This is a genomic window from Pseudomonas karstica, from assembly GCF_009707515.1.
Taxonomy (GTDB): domain Bacteria; phylum Pseudomonadota; class Gammaproteobacteria; order Pseudomonadales; family Pseudomonadaceae; genus Aquipseudomonas; species Aquipseudomonas karstica.
This window is the reverse complement of record NZ_WLYI01000031.1, coordinates 1-20255: the sequence shown is the minus strand read 5'-3', so window position 1 is coordinate 20255 and position 20255 is coordinate 1. Positions and strand designations below refer to the sequence as shown.

Sequence of the window (20255 nt, the reverse complement as noted above, 5' to 3'; positions counted from 1 at the left end):
CTCTCCCTGTAGGAGCAAGGCTCAGCGTTGGCGCCGGGCATCATTGCGTTGCAGAGTCTGGCTCGGCGATTCATCAAACAGCTTGCGGTACTCCGCCGAAAACCGTCCCAGATGGGTAAAACCCCAGCCCAGGGCAATTTCGGAAATGGTACGAATGGTGCCGTGCTCAAGGATTTCCTGACGCACGGCGCCCAAGCGGTACTTTTTCAGATAGACCATGGGCGATAGGGCGAAGTATTTGCGAAAGGCATCGAACAGCTTGAACCGAGACACCCCGGCGGCGACTTCGAGGTCCTCCAGGTGTACGGCTTCACGAGCGTTGTCATGGATGTACTGCCGCGCACGGATCAAATAGTGCGGCAACTTCACCCCGAGTACGTCTCGCAGTTCTTCGGAGTAGTTGTTGGGTTGGGCGAGGATCAGCCCCTTGATCAGTGAGCTTTCCAGGTCCCGGGTAAACGCTGCCTGCTCATACAGCTCGCTGCCCAGTTCCAGCTCTGCAATGAAGTTGCGCGCCATGCGCCACCACGACGCTGAAGTGCCGCCCACCGCATCCATCACCGGCTCAAAGCGTAGTGGCGCATCAATCGAGCGTTGCAACAGGCCTTCCAGGGATTCGCTCATGGCCGCACGGGTGATCACCACTTGCAGCTTGCGGCAATCGCCGGAGATTGCCAGCACCTGATGTTCGTTGGGCGAAATGATTACAGCCTGGTCGCGGTTGGAACTCAGCCGCTCACCGCCCTTGCTCAACTCCTGCTCCCCCACCAAAGGCAGGCTCAGGCTGTAGCTGCTGAAGTGCTCGGCGTCTTCGATGTCGATGGTGACATCCGTGCCATATTCGATAATCCCCAGCGTTGTCGCGCGGGACTTGAACACATTGGCGCTGTGATGGAAGCGGATGCGCTCAGGCGTTGCCGTTTCCAACCGATGGGGTCCGCAAATACCGGACATCCAGCTTCGGGCGCCCTCAAGGTCGAAACGAACAATACGGATATCACGTGTATCGCTACTCATCAGGGTGCACCCACGGCGATTGTGGCCAGCGCGCTCTGATGGCGCGTCTTGGCGGGGCTTTCAAGTGAAAGAGAGCAAGTTCTGCGCCACGCCAGCGGTTTGACCACTGGATGGATAGCAACCGTCGACTATGTGGATAAGAAGCGGTTTTTTCCGATAATTGCCTGGTAGGACAGTAGCGCATTACGTCACTGCCCTGCACCTTCGTGGGTATTTCCTGCCCAACTTTATGGCTCACCTTCCCCTACTAAGTGGATAGCCCCTCCCCCATGCTGCCGCTTCTAATGCACCACCGATTAGCCCTACAACAAAGGTGCCTCCCATGAGTGGTGCAAGAAGCGTCGAGCAGTGGAAAACCTTTATCGAAAGCTGCCTGGATTTCCGTCCGGCCGACCAAGTATTCCGCATTGCCCGGGACATGTTCACCGAGCCCGAACTGTTCGACCTGGAGATGGAACTGATCTTCGAAAAGAACTGGATCTACGCCTGTCACGAAAGCGAACTGGCCAATAACCACGACTTCGTGACAATGCGCGCCGGGCGCCAACCGATGATCATCACCCGCGATGGCGAAGGCCAGCTCAATGCACTGATCAATGCCTGCCAGCATCGGGGAACAACCCTCACCCGCGTGGGCAAGGGCAACCAATCCACCTTCACCTGCCCGTTCCACGCTTGGTGCTACAAAAGCGATGGACGCCTGGTAAAGGTCAAGGCGCCGGGCGAATACCCAGAAAGTTTCGACAAGGCCACCCGTGGCCTGAAAAAAGCTCGAATCGAGAGCTACAAAGGCTTCGTCTTCATCAGCCTCGACGTCAACGCCAGCAACAGCCTGGAAGATTTCCTCGGCGACGCCAAAGTGTTCTTCGACATGATGGTCGCCCAGTCCGCCACCGGTGAGCTGCAAGTGTTGCCCGGCAAGTCAGCCTACACCTACGATGGTAACTGGAAACTGCAGAACGAAAACGGCCTGGACGGTTACCACGTCAGCACCGTGCACTATAACTACGTGGCCACCGTGCAGCATCGCCAGCAGGTCAACACCGAGAATGGCGCTGCAGCCGATATGACGCTGGACTACAGCAAGCTTGGCGCCGGCGACGCGAATACCGATGACGGTTGGTTCGCCTTCAACAACGGCCATAGTGTGCTGTTCAGTGACATGCCCAATCCGTCGGTGCGTTCAGGCTACGCCACCATCATGCCGCGCCTGATCGAAGAACATGGCCAGCAAAAGGCCGAGTGGATGATGCACCGCCTGCGTAACCTGAACGTCTATCCCAGCCTGTTTTTCCTCGACCAGATCAGCTCGCAACTGCGGATCATTCGCCCGGTGGCGTGGAACAAGACCGAGATTATCAGCCAGTGCCTGGGGGTGAAAAACGAGTCCGACGCCGACCGGGAAAACCGTATCCGCCAGTTCGAGGACTTCTTCAACGTCTCCGGCATGGGCACCCCCGACGACCTGGTGGAGTTTCGCGAAGCCCAGCGCGGTTTCCAGGGCCGCCTGGAGCGCTGGAGCGATATTTCCCGGGGCAGCCACCGCTGGGAAACCGGTCCGACCCATAACAGCGAAGCTATCGATATCCAACCGGCCATGACCGGTACCGAATTCACCCACGAAGGGCTGTACGTCAACCAGCACCGCAATTGGCAGAAATTCCTGCTGGACGGTCTCGACGCTCAATCCTTGAAGCTGCGTGAGGTGAAATGATGAATGCGCAACTGCAATACCAGATCGAACAGTTTTTCTATCGCAAATCCGAGCTGTGCGACGCCCAGGACTGGGACGCCTACGTGCAGTTGTTCGACCCGCAGAGTGAATTCCACCTGCCGCAATGGGACTCGGAACACGTCTATACCCGTGACCCCAAGCGTGAAATGTCGCTGATCTACTACGCCAACCGCTCGGGCCTGGAAGACCGGGTGTTTCGCCTGCGCACCGGCAAGGCCGCGTCCGCCACGCCGATGCCGCGCACTTTGCACCTGATCAATAACGTGCGTATCGCCGAACAGGCGGACGGGTTGCTGGAAGTGCGGTTGAACTGGCACACGCTGTTCTATCGCCTGGCCACTTCGGAGCAGTTCTACGGCCACGCCACCTACAGCCTGAAACCCCACGACGGCAGTTGGTTGATCACGCGCAAACATGCACTGTTGCTCAACGACACCATCAATTCGGTGCTGGATTTCTATCACCTGTAACCACCTCTACCTGTAGCCGCTGCCGCGGCACGCAACTGCGATGCGTGTCCGCAGGACCGCCGCCTGGGTCGCTGCGCAACCCATCGCGGCCTCGTGCCTCGGCAGCGGCTACAAGTGTATTTGGGAGTTCAACGAATGAATCACAAAGTGGCCTTCAGTTTTGCCGACGGCAAGACCCTGTTTTTCCCGGTGGGCACCAATGAAATCCTGTTGGATGCAGCGTTGCGCAACGGCATCAAGATTCCCCTGGATTGCCGCGAAGGGGTTTGCGGCACGTGCCAGGGCCGTTGCGAGTCCGGCGACTACAGCCAGGATTACGTAGACGAAGAAGCCCTCTCCAGCCTCGACCTGCAACAACGCAAGATGCTCAGTTGCCAGACTCGGGTCAAATCCGATGCAGCGTTCTATTTCGACTTTGATTCAAGCTTGTGTAACGCACCGGGGCCTGTGCAGATCCGCAGTAAGGTCTGTGAAGTGCAGCAAGTATCCGCCAGCACGGCAATTCTTTACCTGCAACTGGACCAACCGCTGGACTTCCTGCCGGGCCAATATGCCCGGCTGTCGATTCCCGGCACAGACAGCTGGCGCTCCTATTCCTTCGCCAATCTCCCCGGCAATCAGTTGCAGTTTTTGATCCGTCTGTTGCCCGACGGTGTGATGAGTAACTACATCCGCGAACGCTGCCAGGTAGGCGATGAACTATTACTGGAGGCCCCCTTGGGAGCCTTCTATCTGCGCCATGTCACCAAACCGCTGGTGTTGGTGGCGGGTGGCACGGGCTTGTCGGCACTGTTGGGCATGCTGGATGAGCTTGCCGAACGCAGGTGCGACCAGCCAGTACACCTGTATTACGGCGTGCGGGGTGCAGATGACTTGTGTGAAGCGACACGCATGGGTGCCTACGCTGAAAAAATCCCGGGTTTTCGCTACACCGAAGTGCTAAGCGACCCGTCGCCGCAGTGGGCCGGCAAGCGCGGTTACCTGACCGAGCATTTCAATCTGGCCGAATTGCGGGACAGTTCGGCAGATATGTACGTCTGCGGTCCGCCGCCGATGGTCGAATCCATCAAGAACTGGCTGTTGGATCAGGGACTTGATGGCGTTTCGCTGTATTACGAAAAGTTTACCGAGAGTAATATCTGACCCTCAGCAGTGAGGGGCTGGTTCGGCGCGCAATCAACCCTGAAATAACAAGTAGAAGGGAACGTGAATGGCGGATGACATGGTTAACCCGGTGGGCCTTAAGCGTGGCCTCAAGAACCGGCATATTCAGCTGATTGCCCTGGGTGGGGCAGTGGGTACGGGCTTGTTCCTCGGTTCAGCCGGGGTGCTCAAGTCGGCGGGGCCGTCGATGATCCTCGGCTATGCAATTGCCGGGCTCATTGCGTTTCTGATCATGCGCCAGTTGGGCGAGATGATCGTTGAAGAACCGGTAGCAGGCTCCTTCAGCCATTTCGCCCACAAATATTGGGGCAGTTACGCGGGATTCCTGGCGGGCTGGAACTACTGGGTACTGTATGTGCTGGTGGGCATGGCCGAGCTGACAGCGGTCGGCAAGTACATCCAGTTCTGGTGGCCGGAAATCCCGACCTGGGTCAGCGCGGTGGTGTTCTTCATCGCGGTCAACCTGATCAATACCTTGAACGTGAAGTTTTTCGGCGAGACCGAGTTCTGGTTCGCGATCATCAAGGTGGTGGCGATTATCGGCATGATCGTGCTCGGTTGCTACCTGCTGTTCAGCGGTACCGGCGGCCCGCAAGCATCGATCAGCAATTTGTGGGATCACGGCGGATTCTTCCCCAATGGCGGCATGGGGTTGTTAATGGCCATGGCGTTCATTATGTTCTCGTTCGGCGGCCTGGAGCTGGTAGGCATCACGGCGGCCGAGGCCAGTGAGCCGCGCAAGGTAATCCCCAAGGCCATCAACCAGGTGGTGTACCGGATCCTGATTTTCTACGTCGGCGCGCTGACGGTGCTGCTGTCGTTGTACCCATGGGACCAATTGCTGCAAACCCTTGGCGCGTCCGGCGATGCCTACAGCGGCAGCCCGTTTGTGCAGATCTTCTCGTTGATCGGTAACGACACCGCCGCGCATATTCTCAACTTCGTGGTACTGACCGCGGCACTGTCGGTGTACAACAGCGGCGTATACTGCAACAGCCGCATGCTGTTCGGCCTGGCCGAACAAGGCGATGCCCCCAAGGCGTTGATGAAGCTGAACAAGCAAGGCGTGCCATTGCGCGCGCTGGGCATTTCGGCGGCAGTGACGTTGCTGTGCGTGGTGATCAACTACCTCGCACCGCACGATGCACTGGAGTTGTTGTTTGCCCTGGTGGTTGCCTCATTGATGATCAACTGGGCACTGATCAGCCTGACCCACATCAAGTTCCGCAAGGCCATGGGCGAGCAAGGCGTGGTGCCGTCGTTCAAGTCTTTCTGGTTTCCGTTCAGTAACTACCTGTGCCTGGCGTTCATGCTGATGATTATCTGCGTGATGCTGGCAATTCCAGGAGTGCGCGCGTCGGTATATGCGATGCCGGTGTGGGTGGGGATTATCTTTGTCGCGTATTGGCTACGTATGAAGAAGGCCAAGGCGGTTGCGGTAGCGTAATAACCATGTAGATCGGCAATAAAAAGCCCCGGTACTCAGTGAATGCCGGGGCTTTTTATTGGGCGCTGATCAGAGAGAGGAACGTACTCGCCACAGCTCCGGGAACAGCACGGTGTCGAGCATCTTGCGCAAATAACCCACGCCTTCGGTGCCGCCGGTGCCCGGTTGGAAACCGATGATCCGCTCCACGGTGGTGACATGCCGAAAGCGCCACTGGCGGAAGGAGTCTTCCAGGTCGATGAATTTTTCGGCCAGTTGATACAGGTCCCAATAACGGCTCGGGTCGCGATAAACCTCGCGCCACGCTGCCTCCACAGAGTCATCGTGAACCGTGGCTGCCGTCGGGTCGCGCTCGGCCCGCTGCGGATCGATTGCCAGGCCCGCCTTGGCCATCAGGTTGATCGCCTCGTCATACAGTGACGGCGTGGCAATCGCTACTTGCAGCTCCTTCAACAACTCCGGGCGATGGGCGTGAGGCCGCAATAGCGCCGAGCTTTTATTGCCGAGGATGAATTCGATTTCCCGGTACTGGAACGATTGGAACCCGGACGATTGGCCCAAGTATGGCCGTATTGACTTGTACTCCGACGGCGTCATGGTCGCCAGCACCGCCCAGGCATGCACCAACTGATCAAAAATCCGCGACACCCGCGCCAACATCTTGAAGGCTGGCGACAACTCACCCTGGCGCACGTGTTCGCGAGCGGCCTTGAGTTCATGAAGCATCAGTTTCATCCATAGCTCCGAGGTCTGGTGCTGGATGATGAACAGCATCTCGTTGTGGTCCGGCGACAACGGATGCTGGGCGCTCAGCACACGGCCCAGGTCGAGGTAGTCACCGTAGCTCATGGACTCGGAAAAATTCAGTTCGGCGTTATGCCATTCTTCCGGCGGCTGGTAGTCAGGAGAGAAAGGACATTGGCTCATCGCGTGGACTCCTTGAGCGGGCGCAGGATTGCTCGTACCGGGCTGGCATCGAGGTTGGCAAAACGCAGCGGCAGCGCGATCAACTCGTAATCGCCTTCGGGCACATCGTCGAGGACGATGCCTTCGAGAATCGCCATGCCGTGACGGGCCACCGCATTGTGGGCATCCATGGTCTTGGACTGCTGGGGGTCCAGGGACGGGGTGTCGATCCCGATCAAACGTACGCCAAGACTGGCCAACAACTCGACGGTTTCTTTCGCAACGGCGGTAAAATTCGGATCCCAGGCAGTCAGTGGGGCCTGTTGATAAGTACGCAGCAGGACACGCTCCGGCAGGTTGTCCAGGCGCCCTTTCAATTGCTGCGCCTGCACCAACGCGCCGCTGCCCAGGCAATGCAGCACCCGGCACGGGCCCAGGTATACATCCAGCGAAACCTCACCGATCGGCGCACCGTCGGCGCTGTAGTGCAGTGGCGCATCGACATGGGCACCCGTGTGGGGCGACAAGGTAATGCGCCCGACATTCACCGGACACTCCGGGCCTAACTGCCAGACTCGCTCTTCCTGGAACGGCGTATCACCAGGCCAGGTCGGGGTCGCAGTGCTTAAGGGTGGGCTGATGTCCCACCATGTTTTTATTGGGTTCATACACGGCTCTCGGTTGCTTCTGAAGTGAATGATACGAGGGCCAGCTGTAAATATTCTTGCAAACTCCTGCGCCAACCATGAAATTTTTCGCACTTACTGCGAGAAAATGACTAATTGACGCAGGGATGTTTCAATATTTCACCATCACCGTACACCTGCGTTACTGGGCATCCCGATGTCGAGTTCAGACCACTCCCTCCTCAACCGACGCTATAGGGTTCGACTTCCCTTCCCTTGCCTCGGAGTCACCATGTCCAAGCCGATCACCGTTCTGCGCGACACCCATCCTCTACCGGTACTGGATGCCTGCAAATGGGAAAAACTCGAAGGCGACCCCCACACTGTCAACCTCAACGCCTACACCAGCGAAGACGGCAGCAAGATCATGGGCACCTGGATCTGCACCCCGGGCAAATGGCGGGTGGAATATGTGAAGTGGGAGTATTGCCATTTCCAGGAGGGCTACTGCGTGATCACCCCGGACGGCCTGGAACCGATTCACTTGAAGGCCGGCGATATTTTTGTAGTTGAACCCGGAATGAAAGGCACATGGGAGGTGGTTGAGACCGTGCGCAAATACTTCGTCTTTGCCTGAAAAACACCTTCCATAAAAAGGGGCCGTCAGGCCCCTTTTTCGTGGGTGAACCAGATGTTCAGGCCCAGCAAACAATGGCTATTCTGCAGCAGGCCACTTTACAAATAGCGCCCGTAAAAACCGTTGTTCAAAAAAACCTAACAAATCAATCATAAACCGCCTACCACTACTTTAGTGCTAGATAGTATTTCATTTTGACATCATTGCCCTTTTCGTCTAATTTTCTGGAAACCCAAGCAGCATCAAAGACTCATGCAATTATAACAAGTTTATAACATGGCACGCTTGGAAAGGTGGTCAACTTCACAGTATGAAAACTTTCCTTGCACCTCCGTAGAAAACGTTTAGTGATTGAATTAGACTTTCAGCCCATCAAATTACAATTCCATGGGTTTGCGCTAAACATTCATCACTTCATTTAACTACTGTACGTGGCAGTTGAGACCGCGCTCTGCAAAAGGATCAAGAAAATGTCTGAAAAAACTACGCGTCTGACCATCCTCATCGACTCCCCAACCAAACAAAGGCTGGAGGCTCTTTCAGAAGAAGTTGACCTTACTATTTCTCAGGTCATTCGCAAGCTGATCAGGGATCATCTTCAGCAATATGAAAGCCCCGTCAAGCCTGTGGTGATAGAAAAGGTGCGTGAAGACTCATCCACTTATTCCGGACATATATAGTTTGGACTAACACTTTTATCTCTGAATATTAGTTATACATTCGCCTGTGTTTTTTTATTGGCGAGGCGATCAATAATAAGCCTACACTCCCGACTTCAACTATTTCATTAATGGATAGGCCATGTCTGTGAAACAGCAATTGCTCGCTTGTTATGCTCTGCTGAGCAAAGACACCGATGAGCGAGCTGTTTCATCAGACACGGCACATGCCTGCACTTTATTTTTCTCAATCAGTGACAGCACAAAACGCGCGCATGTTCTTCATGTCACTGCCGGCAACTTCGAAAGCGCATGGCAAACAGGAGCAAGTGGGCTCCAGAAATTCCATGACCAGCGGGTAAAACAGTCAGGTAATACACCCGAACGTACGTGGATTCGTGTCGAACGTGCGATTAACGTGACCCCCCTGAGCTGGGAAAACCTCAATGAACGCCTCAAGCATCACAAACGCAATTACTTCAGGCGAGGCATCGCGTTCGACAGCAGTTTACACATCGCGCTCACCGAACAGGAACTGAACGCCAATGCCATTCTCTATGGCGGCGGCAACATTGCCCACGCCACCTTCAATGCCGGGAATTTTTCCGTCTACGCCAAACGCCGCTTTACAGAACCGGCGGCGCTCAATGTAATTGCCATGCTGCAGCCCGACACCACTGTCTATCTATTCGACACAGCGGGCGTGTTCTGCGCTGAAGACGGGGTGGCCCACAAGCTCAACAGCAACACCGCGGAAGTTGGCTGGCGCACTCTACCTGCCCTGGAGCCTGACGACGTCAGTGCGCGAATCTGCAGTGCGGCCGCTTATCTGGGGACCCAGGTGCAAGACAGCGGCCAGTTCGTCTACGGCTATTTCCCCTGCTTCGATCGGCCGATCAAGAATTACAACACCTTGCGCCATGCCAGCAGCACTTACTCGATGATCGAGGCCTGGGCACTGAACGGTGATGAAACATTGATGGCCGCTATTCAACGGTCACTGGACTACCTGACCCGGACGCTGATCAGACCCAGCCTGCTACCCGATGGCAGTGTGGCCGCCTTCCTCGTGGACACCGGCGACGAGATCAAGCTGGGCGGCAACGCGGTGTGCCTGTTGGCGCTGGTCAAGTACAGCGAAGTGACCAACACCCGCCACTATCTACCGCTGCTCGAAGCCCTCGCCAACGGCATGGCCTCAATGCAGGACCGCAATACCGGTGCCTTCGTGCACGTATTGCATGCCCACGACTTGAGCGTCAAAGAGCCGTTTCGCATTATTTACTACGACGGCGAAGCTGCGTTCGGCCTGATGCGCCTCTATGGGCTGACCCGCAACGAACGCTGGCTGAATGTCGTGGAAAAAGCCTTCGATTACTTCATCGGCAAAGAGCATTGGCGCGAGCATGATCACTGGCTCAGCTATTGTGTGAACGAGTTGACGCGTTATCGCCCGCACGAAAAGTACTTCCGTTTTGGCCTGAACAACGTCGCGGGGTACTTGGGGTTCGTCCAGCAGCGCATCACCACCTTCCCCACCTTGCTCGAGTTGATGATGGCCGCTCAGCAAATGCTCCAGCGGATCGCGCAGCAACCGTCGATGCAACACCTGCTCAAGGATATTGACCTGCACGCGTTCTATCGGGCCCTGCACCATCGTGCCCGCTACCTGCTCAATGGTTATTTCTGGCCGGAAATGGCGATGTTTTTTGCAAACCCGGCCCGTATTGCAGGCGCTTTCTTCATTCGGCATCACGCGTTCAGGGTGCGCATCGACGACGTCGAGCACTACCTTTCCGGGCTGATTGCCTATCACCGGTACCTGCTGGACGGTGCGCCACACGTCAGCCTGGCGTCGCCGCCCGAGACCACGCCCGACTGGACCTGGGATGCCGCGACCCTGGCCCGCGTAACACAGGGCACCTGGGCCAGGCAGCCGCCATCAGGCTGGCGAGCCGCAGGCTTGATACCCTCCATGCAATTCTTCAAGCCGCAACGCATACTCAGCCGTCACCCCACCAAGGTCGGCCCGAACGAAGCGCAATCGGCCTTGCGCTGGGCGCAGGCCAGCCCTGAACGACGTCCCTCGGCCTTTCTGTGTGTGGACCCAACGCCCTATCTGGACAGCGGCTTGCCGGTACTGCAAGTCGCCGACACCCGCGAGTCAATATTGCAATTGGGCAGGTATGCCCGGCAGCACTTCAGTGGGCAGGTGTTCGGTGTGACTGGCAGCGCTGGCAAAACCACAGTGGTGTCGATGCTGACCCATGCTTTGAGACACTGGGGCGAGGTTGGGCAAACCGAAGCCAATGCCAACCTGCCCCACGGCATTGCCTGGAACCTGGCGAGCATGCCCACGACGGCAAAATTCTGGGTCCTGGAGATGGCCGTGGGGCGGATGCCCATCAACTCGGAGCTGGTTCGACCACAGTTCGCCATCGTTACCGGCATAGCCCCCGCGCATCTGGAATACCACGGCACACTGGAAAACCTGACCCGCAAAAAAAGCGCGATCTTCCGCTCGATGGCGCCCGGTGACCACGCCATCCTCAACCGCGACATGCCCTATTACGAGCTGTTTGCCCAGGCGGCAGAAGGCGCGCGCCTGAACGTGATCAGTTATGGCGAACATGCCGACGCGGATCTACGACTGCTGGATTGGCACAACGAGGCAAGCCTGGTGTACGTCAAGGCGCAACGAGGCTCACAGATACTCGACTTCACCCTGCGGGCCCGAGGCCGGCATATGGTGCTCAATGCACTGGCGGTGCTGGCTTCACTGTTCGCGGCAAGCCTGCCAGCCAGTGAGGCACTCAAGATCCTGGCCGGGTTCGAGCCTGTTGAAGGGCGAGGCAACGTCATGCAGATCCAGTGCGAGGGAGGCCATTTCCATCTGATTAACGATGCCTACAACGCCAACCCCGGCTCCATGGCCGCGGCGCTGCAATCCATAGCGGACCTTCCCGTTACCTCACGCCATCGGGTGCTGGTGTTGGGAGACATGCTGGAACTCGGCCCCGATGCCCAGCGTTATCACCTGGAACTGATAACCCCGCTGCGACTGGCAGCGCCCCGGCGTGTGTTGCTCTGTGGCCCGTTGATGCATGAGCTTTACCTGGTGTTGCGCGACGAGCTGTCGACCCAGTGGTTCGAGAATGCCGAGGCGCTGAACCAGGCCTTGATGCAGAACCCTACACAGTGGTTTCACCCGGGCGATTGGGTGCTGGTGAAAGGCTCGGGGGGGACAGGATTGTCGCAGGTGTGCGAATGGATGAGGTCGACCGAGCATGCAGTGCTTGCCAAGTAACCGTCCAATGGAAATCCTTATTTCGCACCGCCAGCCACCCTCTTGAGACCGACATCAGTGTGCAGTTGATCAAACGCCGGCCTTACAGCCTTGGCCTTGATCAACTTCACACGATGCCTCGCCTTAATCAGCACCTGGAAAAAACTTTCCTGCAGCACAATCGGCGCAACCTTATCCTCTAGCGCTCGCGCAACGCCTCGCGCGCGCGGTTCATGGGCTTGATCAAATAGTCGAGGATGGTTTTCTGGCCGGTCTTGATGTCCACCGACGCAATCATCCCCGGAACGATGGAGAATGACTTGCCGGCCTTGTTTTTCAAGGTGTCGGCGTCGGTGCGGATAAACACCCGGTAGTAGAAAACCTCAGGTTTGACTTCGTCCTGGATGGTGTCGGGAGAGATGGTCACCACCTTGCCATCCATGCCGCCATAAACCGCATAGTCGTAGGCAGTGATCTTGACCTTGGCCACTTGGTCAGGGTGAATGAAGGCGATGTCCCGCGGCGAAATACGGGCTTCGATCAACAGTTGCTCGTCCAGGGGCACGATCTGCATCAAGCGCCCATTGGGTGGGATGACCCCGCCGATGGTGGTGACTTCGATGTCTTTGACAATACCTCGTACGGGAGAGCGCAAGGTCAGGCGCGTGACCGAATCCGAACGCCCGCGCATAATCGATAACAGCGTCTCGACGTCGGCATTGGCCTTGGCCAGGTCCTCGCCGGCACGCACCATGTAATCGGAGCGGGCCTGGGTCAGCTTCATCTCCAGCTCAGTCTTCTGGCGTTTGAGGCGCAGAACCTCAACATTACTGGCAGCACCGACCTTGGCCAGGTTCTCGGTAATCTGCAACTCGCTACGCACCAGAGACAGGGACGAACGCAACCCTCCCAGGGTGTCTTCCAGGCCCCTGCGCCGGGTATTGAACAAATCGGTTTCGGCCTCCATCAACTCAGGGTGCTCTTGCAACTCGGCAGGAAACACCAAGGGCTTGCTGCTCACCTCTGCCTGCAAACGGGTGACGCTGGCCAGGGATGCCCGGTACTTCGAAGCACTCTCATCAAAGTTGGATTCAGTCTTGGTCGGGTCGAGTTTCGCCAACGTCTCCCCGACCTTGACGATATCGCCCTCTGCTACGTTCAGCTCGGTGACGATGCCGCCTTCCAACGATTGGATAATCTGCTCACGGGAGGTCGGGATCACCTTGCCGCTGCCGGTCGAGACTTCATCGATCTCAAAGAAGTAAGCCCAGCAGCCAAACGTGATCAACAAGACAAACACCCAGAAGACTACCCGTGTCGAGCGCACCACCGTATTGTCATCAATGCCGTCGTTATAGTGGTGGGCGCTCTCGTCCTCGATGCCCAGCAGGGGAATTCTTTTGCGCTCATAGGTTTTCACTGATTCTTCCCCTTGGGTTTGGAAAGCCGGGCGATCGCATTATCTTTGCTGTCATCAACGATGATCTGCCCGTTGTCGACGACGATGATCCGGTTCACCAGGCTCAATACGCTCATGCGGTGGGTAGCGATGATCAGCGTGCGATGGGCCGCCCATTTGTCCAGGTTCTGGATCAACTGACGCTCGGTCGCTTCATCCAGGGACGCCGTAGGTTCGTCCAGCAGGACGATATGGGGTTGGCGGATGATCAAGCGCGATAGCAACAATGACTGGCGCTGCCCGCCCGACAATCCGAGGCCGCCTTCCAGAATCATGTGGTCCATGCCGTCGGCGAATTTGCCAATAAAGTCTGCCGCACCAGTCAACGCCAAGGCCTGGAGAATCTCCTCGTCGGACGCATGGGGCGCGCCCATGATCAGGTTGTCCCGCAGGGTGCCGTGAAAAAGACGTGAGTTTTGCGTCATCAGCCCGACATCCCGGCGCACGTCCGCCGGGTCGATATGGCCCAGGGCAACCCCGTCGAGGCTGATGCTCCCGTCCTTCAGGTCGAGCATGCCGGCCAATGCTTGCAGCAAGGTCGACTTACCCGCGCCATTACGACCCAGAATGGCGATGCGCTCACCCGGCTGGATCTGCAAATCCGCCACCCGCAAGGCCGGTACCGGCGCATCGGCGCTGTACTGAAATGCCGCCTGGGTGAGGACGTAATGGCCACGCACCACCGGCAAGTGCACGCGCTTGCTGCCTTCGGCGTGGTCCACTGGCAGTTCCATGAGACCGTTCAGGCTTTTCAGCGCCACCTTGGCCTGCTGCCAACGGGTCAATACCTGGGTGACCTGCGACATCGGCGCCATCATTCTCGAGGCGAGAATCGAGGCAGCCACCAGGCTACCGGTGGTCATATCGCTGGCCATGACCATGGGCGCGCCGAACACCACCACGACGGCAAACACCGAACCCTGCACGCTATTGCCCCAGTTCACCAACTTGTTGGTCAACATGCGCAGTCGCAAGCTGGCATCGCCACAAGTGGCGTTGTAGTGGTTCCACTGGTGCTGGAAGCGCTGTTCGGCTTGCAGTGCCTTGATATCGTCCAGCCCCTGGACAGACTCCACCAGCATGGCACTGCGCAACGAGCTTTCACGCATCGACTGGCTGGCCAGCGACGCCAGCTTCTTCTGCGACAACAAACCCGGCACTATCAGAAACAGCAGCGCCACCATGGGTATCGCGACCAGTGGCCCAGCAATCATCCAATAAATCACCAGGAACAGCAGGAAAAACGGCAAGTCCGCCAAGGCCGTCGCCGTGCTTGAGGTAATCAATTCACGCAGTTGCTCCAGCTCCTTGAGCTGGGAAATGAACGCGCCGGTGGATTTGGGACGGGCACTGTTGCGCAAACGAATGGCGTGTCCGAATACCAGGTCGGACACGCGTATGTCCGCTCGTTTACCGAGCATATCGGTGATCCGTACCCGAGTGATGCGCATGATGAAGTCGAACATCAGCGCCAGCATGACGCCGCCGAACAGCACATACAAAGTGGGCATCGACTCGGCGGGAATGACCCGGTCGTACACCTGCATGGAAAACAACACTCCCGCCAGCCCAAGCACGCTGGTCACCAGCGAGGCCAGCATGACGTAGCCATAGGGCCGCATGTCTCGCAGCACGATGCTTTTGAACCAATCCTTCTCATAAGGCTTGATGTAGTCGTCTACCCGGTTATCACGCACGGCACTCATGGGCCGCAGGATCACGGTCTTGCGGGCCGAATCGAACAGTTCCTGCTGGTTGAGGCTGCTTTGCAGGCCACCATCGCCGCTATAGGCGATACCGACGTGCTCGCCATCGCCCAAGGTTTCCAGGACACCAACCTGGCCGTCACTGAACTGCAGGATCATCGGCAGTTGCCGTTGCATCAAGGTCGAGGGACTGAACTCGGCGATCACGCAATTCAAGCCAGCCTGGCGGGCCATCTGCCGCACCACGTCTTCCACCGAGGCACCCTCGGTCCACTGTGCGGCGAGCCGGACACTTTGCGCCGAGCACTCCAGGCGATAATGCCGAGCCACGTTCAGCACAGCCTCCAGCCACACCTCGTAATCAAACCCAGGTACCGGGTTGAGTGCCGGCTTCACTGCGCTCATGTCACCCTCAAGCTTCACGGCATCATTCATGGCCGAATCTCCACACCTTGCAAGGTGCTGTTATCTAGATGGAACGCCGTGCGCAACCCGCCGGTGTTGTAGAGGCAATCGATTTTCAGGCGGCGCAGGTCAGACGCGGTGTTTTCCCGATCCATACGTGCCTGGTGGATTTCCTGCTCGGCATTGAGCAAGTCCAGCAGTGGCCGGGTGCCCAGTTCGAGGTATTGCTGACGATAAAGGTCGCGTGTCTCGGAGATGCTGCGCTCACGAAAGTCCAAGGTGGACAGCCGTTGGGTCAGGCTCGAAACCTGATCCCGTGCCTCCAGCAGGCTTTGGCGCACTTCAAGGCGAGCGGCGTCGTTGGCCGCCTCGGCCGAGCGAAGGGCTTGTTGTGCGGCGGACTTGCGCGCAGTGATGGCGCCGCCTTGATACAGCGGCATCTTCACATTAAGGAACACACCGTAGCGGGTCCGGTCTCGGCCGCCGGAGACACCGGTTTCGTCGTTGTTGTCCAGGTATTGAGTCACCGATGGATCCAGCGACACGGTCGGCAACGCATCGGCCCGGGCCAGGGCGATCTGCGCCAAGGCATCGATCCGTTGCGCCTGGGCAACCAACAGCGTCGGGGTGACTGCTTCATCAGGCACCGCGCCTTGACAGGATTGTTCCAGGTCCGTTGGAAAACCTTGCGAAACACTCACTGGCGACTGCGCCCCCAGCAAGCTGCTCAAGGCGCTGCGCCAGCGATTGAATTGCGCCTGGAATTGCAATTGCGTCGCCTCCGACGCCTCGACTCGCGAACGTGCCTGGATCAGATCCGAACGGGTACTGGCGCCCATGTCGCTGCGTTGCTTGGCCAGCTCCGCAATCTTCGAAATGCCCTTGATCTGTTCACCTGCCAGTTCTACCAGCAACTGCGAACGCTGCAACTCGATCATGGCGTACGAGGTATCACGGGTCACTTGGTCGATCGACAGCAAGACCGCCGCCTGGCTGCCACTGACCCGGGCCAGGGCACTGTCCACGGAGCTGGACACTTTGCCGAAGTCGTAAAGCATCTGCGATGCCGACAAGGAAAAGGTCTGGCTTTGGCCGTTGCCGGTCAGGCCGCTGTCGTAGCCGGAGTTGAAACCGCCGCTCACTTGCGGGTAGTAACCGGAACGGGCAATGGTCACGTTCTCGTTTTGCTGATACAGCTGACCGATCGCCTCGGCAATAGCCGGGTGCCATTCCACGGCTAATTGAATAGCCCGTATGAGGTCGATGTTGTTCGGTATGACGCGTTGCGGTGCCACCGGCGCACTGACGCCCATGGGACCACCCGGTAAATTCGTGCCCAAGTCACTGGGGCTGATGATGTTGACGCTTTCTTCGTCGTCGATAAACGACTTGGCCATGACCTGTTCATGCGCCGGAGCGGTAATTGCCGCTACCAGGAAAGCCGCAGACAGCTGTTTGACCAAACTCTTATGCCTCACTTCAAGTCCCCTGATTGTTGTTAAACCTGATGGGTACAACCATAGACCGTGACTGCGAACAGTCACGGTCCATCGTTGAAAAAACATTGGTGAGGAAGCCGGGCCTGACGGCCCGGCCGTTGGATGCGTGGTTAAACCACGCTGATGCCGCTTTGTACCCACAGATGATGGGTTTCATCTTCCTGACTGGTGTAGATCACGTACTCCAGACCGTTCTCTACCTCGGTCGCACCGGCGGACCAGTTGCCTGTCAGATGAACACTGTCCTGATCGTCGCCCTGGATCATCAAGCGATCCGACTCGGGGTCCGCGATGGACACCAGGTCTTCCAGGCTCAGCGTCAGCTCAACCGCGCTGACATCGTTCAGGTCAATGCTGTCCACACTGCTGGCCTTGCCGATCAGATCGGCCAGGTTGATGGCTGCATCACCACCTTCCCACAGCAACCCATCTGCACCCGCGCCACTGTCGACATGGGTGAAGTCAGTGCCGTCAACCGCCACAGAGTGGTCGCTGCCACTGTCTGCAATGCCTTCGGAACCGGCACTGTCATCGCCCGACGCGGCCTGATCCACAATGCTGGCGGCGGCGAAACCGGCGCCCTCAGTGGCGGGCGAGCCAGGATTGGCGTCGTCCCAGATCAGATCACTGTCTGGTGAATCAAGGCGAACATACAACGTGGCAGTGTCCTCCTGGCCACCTGGTGTGGTGAGTTTGTAGGTGAAGCTATCCACCTGGCCGATGTCCGCAACCGCCAGACCCGGGGTCGGCGTGTAGCTGTAAGCACCGTCCGCCTGCAACGTCAGCGTGCCGTAGAGCCCTTGGACTACCGCTCCGGTTTGACCCGGTATGACGTAATCCCCATTGCTCAGCACAGTCAGTACGGTCAGCGTCGAGCCGAGGCTGTCTGCTGGCGATAGATCACTGAGTTCGAGGACATTGCCCGTTGCGGCGACTGCAGCACCCGTGACGAACTCCGTCAGATGGGTGGTAGCCAGCGTCTGGGTGATCGTCACAGTCCCGAGCGATACAAGCGCACCAGTCGATGCCGTCACTCGATACTCACCTGCATCCAGCCCGGTGAAGGTATGAGTTGCCGCGGTCGTGGTTTGCTGCGTCGTCCAGGTGCCGTCGATCAGTTTCTGCAGCTCGATTGTCGTCGTAGGAAGCAAGCCGATACCCGAGAAGCTGCGGCTGATAGCCAGCTCTGCCGTCGTATCGGCCACCACCGTAAAGACGTCGCCCGTATCTGTACCGTTCCCGATAAGTACTGGCGGCGTATAGCTCAGTGCCGTCATGCTCTGGGTGTCGACCAGATTGTCGATATCGATCTGTGCAGTGCCGATATCATCGGTGGCAACTACATCCACGACACCCGGTGCCGACGGATCGGTAGGGCTCCAGTCAATCGTCGTATCGTTGCTGTCTATACGGATGTACAGGTTGGCCGAAGCCACTGCGCCTGCCGCCGTAATCAGTTGATACGCGAAGCTATCGACCAGACCAATGTTCGCTATATCGCCATTAGGCGTGTAGCTGTAATCACCATTGGCAAAGATCGTCAGCTCACCGTACAGCCCTTGCAGGACCGTACCGACCGTGGCATCTGCATCGACAAACACACCGTCGACTTCCACCTGCACCGTCGCATCACCCAAAGGCCCCGTGGAATCCGGTTCCCCATTGAAGCCTGGATCGGTGATGACGTTACCTTCAACATCAGCGCCGGGCTCTACAGTGAAGTCGGTCAGGCTTTTGTTATCGACACTCAGGCTAGCCGTTGCAGTGGCGCCAATCGCTACCAGGTTCGGGTCGAGGCTGAGCGTGAAGCGATACTCACCTGCGGCCAGACCGTCGATTTGCGCGGTCGTACCCGAACCGAACAGCCCCAGCAGATCGAGCAGGCCCGAACCACCACTGGCCTGATCGATACCGACCCAGCCGCCAGCGCCATCGCTGACTTCAAGCACTCCAGTAAAGCCACCACCCAAGACAGACAACAGGTCGCCTTGACTGAAGGACAGGTTCAGCGTCCCGGAACTACCCGCATCCACAGTGAACTCTTGAGTCAGCGAAGGCACCCCGAGCTGGATACCACCGACTCCCAGCAACGTGAATACTCGCATGTCGTTCAGTTCTGTCTGCGTAGTCACCGGCGTAACGATGAGCTCAGCAGTACCGACGTCGTCGGTTGCTTCGAGGTCGGAGTCGGAGTCAGCATCAGCATCAGCATCAGCATCGGCATCGGCGTCAGCATCAGCATCAGCATCGGCATCGGCATCGGCATCGGCGTCAGCATCAGCATCGGCATCCGCGTCGGCATCAGCATCCGCATCAGCGTCGGCATCAGCGTCGGCATCAGCATCGGCATCGGCATCGGCATCGGCATCGGCATCAGCATCAGCATCGGCATCAGCATCCGCGTCGGCATCAGCATCAGCATCAGCATCAGCATCGGCATCGGCATCAGCATCAGCATCAGCGTCAGCATCCGCATCGGCATCCGCATCGGCATCCGCATCGGCGTCAGCATCAGCGTCGGCATCAGCATCAGCATCGGCGTCAGCATCCGCGTCGGCATCAGCATCAGCATCAGCATCAGCATCGGCGTCAGCATCGGCATCCGCGTCGGCATCAGCATCCGCGTCGGCATCAGCATCAGCATCGGCATCGGCATCGGCATCCGCGTCGGCATCGGCATCGGCATCGGCATCGGCATCGGCATCAGCATCAGCATCGGCGTCGGCATCAGCGTCGGCATCCGCGTCGGCATCGGCATCGGCATCGGCATCGGCATCGGCATCGGCGTCAGCATCGGCATCGGCATCCGCGTCAGCATCCGCATCCGCATCAGCATCAGCATCAGCGTCGGCATCCGCGTCAGCATCGGCATCAGCATCCGCGTCAGCATCGGCATCCGCATCCGCATCCGCATCGGCATCCGCATCCGCATCGGCATCCGCATCGGCATCGGCATCGGCGTCCGCATCCGCATCGGCATCCGCGTCGGCATCGGCATCGGCATCGGCATCAGCATCAGCATCAGCATCCGCGTCGGCATCAGCATCAGCATCAGCATCAGCGTCGGCGTCGGCGTCGGCATCGGCGTCAGCATCGGCATCGGCATCGGCATCGGCATCGGCATCGGCATCGGCGTCAGCATCAGCATCGGCATCCGCGTCGGCATCAGCATCAGCATCCGCGTCGGCATCGGCATCGGCATCGGCATCGGCATCAGCATCAGCATCAGCATCAGCATC

At 58.1% G+C, this 20255-nt stretch carries 15 protein-coding genes; 8 read left to right on the top strand and 7 right to left on the bottom strand.

Annotation, left to right across the window (positions count from 1 at the left end; all coding sequences use genetic code 11):
• Positions 1-21 precede the first annotated feature (21 nt).
• Positions 22-1017: an AraC family transcriptional regulator gene (locus tag GIR22_RS20490; RefSeq protein ID WP_154745088.1), complete on the bottom strand. Its 996-nt coding sequence runs from the start codon at positions 1015-1017 to the stop codon at positions 22-24.
• A 322-nt stretch (positions 1018-1339) separates the two neighbouring features.
• On the opposite strand from GIR22_RS20490, the gene antA reads away from it, so the two are divergent.
• The 4 genes from antA to GIR22_RS20470 all read left to right on the top strand — a co-directional run bounded on the left by antA (position 1340) and on the right by GIR22_RS20470 (position 5833).
• A complete protein-coding gene (gene antA, locus GIR22_RS20485) occupies positions 1340-2731 on the top strand; it encodes an anthranilate 1,2-dioxygenase large subunit (protein WP_154745087.1) in 1392 nt (463 codons plus the stop codon).
• Positions 2731-3222 (top strand): anthranilate 1,2-dioxygenase small subunit, encoded by a 492-nt coding sequence (gene antB / locus GIR22_RS20480; RefSeq protein WP_154745086.1) that lies wholly within the window; start codon positions 2731-2733, stop codon positions 3220-3222. Before antA ends, antB begins: the two co-directional genes overlap by 1 nt.
• Positions 3223-3357: 135 nt before the next feature.
• Positions 3358-4365 carry an anthranilate 1,2-dioxygenase electron transfer component AntC gene (gene antC, locus GIR22_RS20475; protein ID WP_154745085.1) on the top strand — a complete coding sequence of 336 codons (1008 nt, stop codon included), beginning with the start codon at positions 3358-3360 and terminating at the stop codon, positions 4363-4365.
• Between the two features lie 67 nt (positions 4366-4432).
• Complete coding sequence (locus tag GIR22_RS20470; RefSeq protein WP_154745084.1) at positions 4433-5833, top strand: amino acid permease; 1401 nt, start codon at positions 4433-4435, stop codon at positions 5831-5833.
• Positions 5834-5902: 69 nt separating this feature from the next.
• On the opposite strand, the gene kynA is transcribed toward GIR22_RS20470, so the two are convergent.
• Together kynA and kynB are read right to left on the bottom strand one after the other, a co-directional pair.
• Positions 5903-6760, bottom strand: a complete 858-nt coding sequence (gene kynA / locus GIR22_RS20465) for a tryptophan 2,3-dioxygenase (RefSeq protein ID WP_154745083.1) — start codon at positions 6758-6760, stop codon at positions 5903-5905.
• Positions 6757-7407, bottom strand: coding sequence for an arylformamidase (gene kynB, locus GIR22_RS20460; RefSeq protein WP_154745082.1), 651 nt, complete (start codon positions 7405-7407; stop codon positions 6757-6759). The genes kynA and kynB overlap by 4 nt, the downstream gene beginning before the upstream one ends.
• A 250-nt stretch (positions 7408-7657) precedes the next feature.
• Here kynB and GIR22_RS20455 point away from each other — a divergent pair, with 250 nt between their 5' ends.
• The 3 genes from GIR22_RS20455 to GIR22_RS20445 all read left to right on the top strand — a co-directional run bounded on the left by GIR22_RS20455 (position 7658) and on the right by GIR22_RS20445 (position 11968).
• On the top strand, positions 7658-8002 hold the full coding sequence (locus tag GIR22_RS20455) for a cupin domain-containing protein (RefSeq protein WP_154745081.1): 345 nt from the start codon (positions 7658-7660) through the stop codon (positions 8000-8002).
• 470 nt (positions 8003-8472) lie between these two features.
• The gene (locus GIR22_RS20450) at positions 8473-8682 is read left to right on the top strand and encodes a hypothetical protein (protein WP_154745080.1); all 210 of its coding nucleotides are present in this window, start codon (positions 8473-8475) and stop codon (positions 8680-8682) included.
• Between the two features lie 397 nt (positions 8683-9079).
• Positions 9080-11968, top strand: coding sequence for a UDP-N-acetylmuramoyl-tripeptide--D-alanyl-D-alanine ligase (locus tag GIR22_RS20445; protein ID WP_343039658.1), 2889 nt, complete (start codon positions 9080-9082; stop codon positions 11966-11968).
• A 178-nt stretch (positions 11969-12146) separates the two neighbouring features.
• Here the strand turns inward: GIR22_RS20445 and GIR22_RS20440 are convergent, their stop codons facing one another.
• The 4 genes from GIR22_RS20440 to GIR22_RS20425 all read right to left on the bottom strand — a co-directional run bounded on the left by GIR22_RS20440 (position 12147) and on the right by GIR22_RS20425 (position 19121).
• Complete coding sequence (locus GIR22_RS20440; protein ID WP_343039659.1) at positions 12147-13328, bottom strand: beta-barrel domain-containing protein; 1182 nt, start codon at positions 13326-13328, stop codon at positions 12147-12149.
• A 35-nt stretch (positions 13329-13363) separates the two neighbouring features.
• Complete coding sequence (locus GIR22_RS20435; protein WP_154745078.1) at positions 13364-15547, bottom strand: type I secretion system permease/ATPase; 2184 nt, start codon at positions 15545-15547, stop codon at positions 13364-13366.
• Positions 15544-16995, bottom strand: coding sequence for a TolC family outer membrane protein (locus tag GIR22_RS20430; protein WP_178122375.1), 1452 nt, complete (start codon positions 16993-16995; stop codon positions 15544-15546). Before GIR22_RS20430 ends, GIR22_RS20435 begins: the two co-directional genes overlap by 4 nt.
• 131 nt (positions 16996-17126) lie before the next feature.
• A complete protein-coding gene (locus GIR22_RS20425) occupies positions 17127-19121 on the bottom strand; it encodes a BapA/Bap/LapF family large adhesin (RefSeq protein WP_246208452.1) in 1995 nt (664 codons plus the stop codon).
• Here GIR22_RS20425 and GIR22_RS20420 point away from each other — a divergent pair.
• Positions 19059-20255: hypothetical protein (locus tag GIR22_RS20420; protein ID WP_178122374.1), on the top strand; the 1197-nt coding region annotated here is incomplete at its 3' end. The two genes, GIR22_RS20425 and GIR22_RS20420, sit on opposite strands and share 63 nt — an antisense overlap.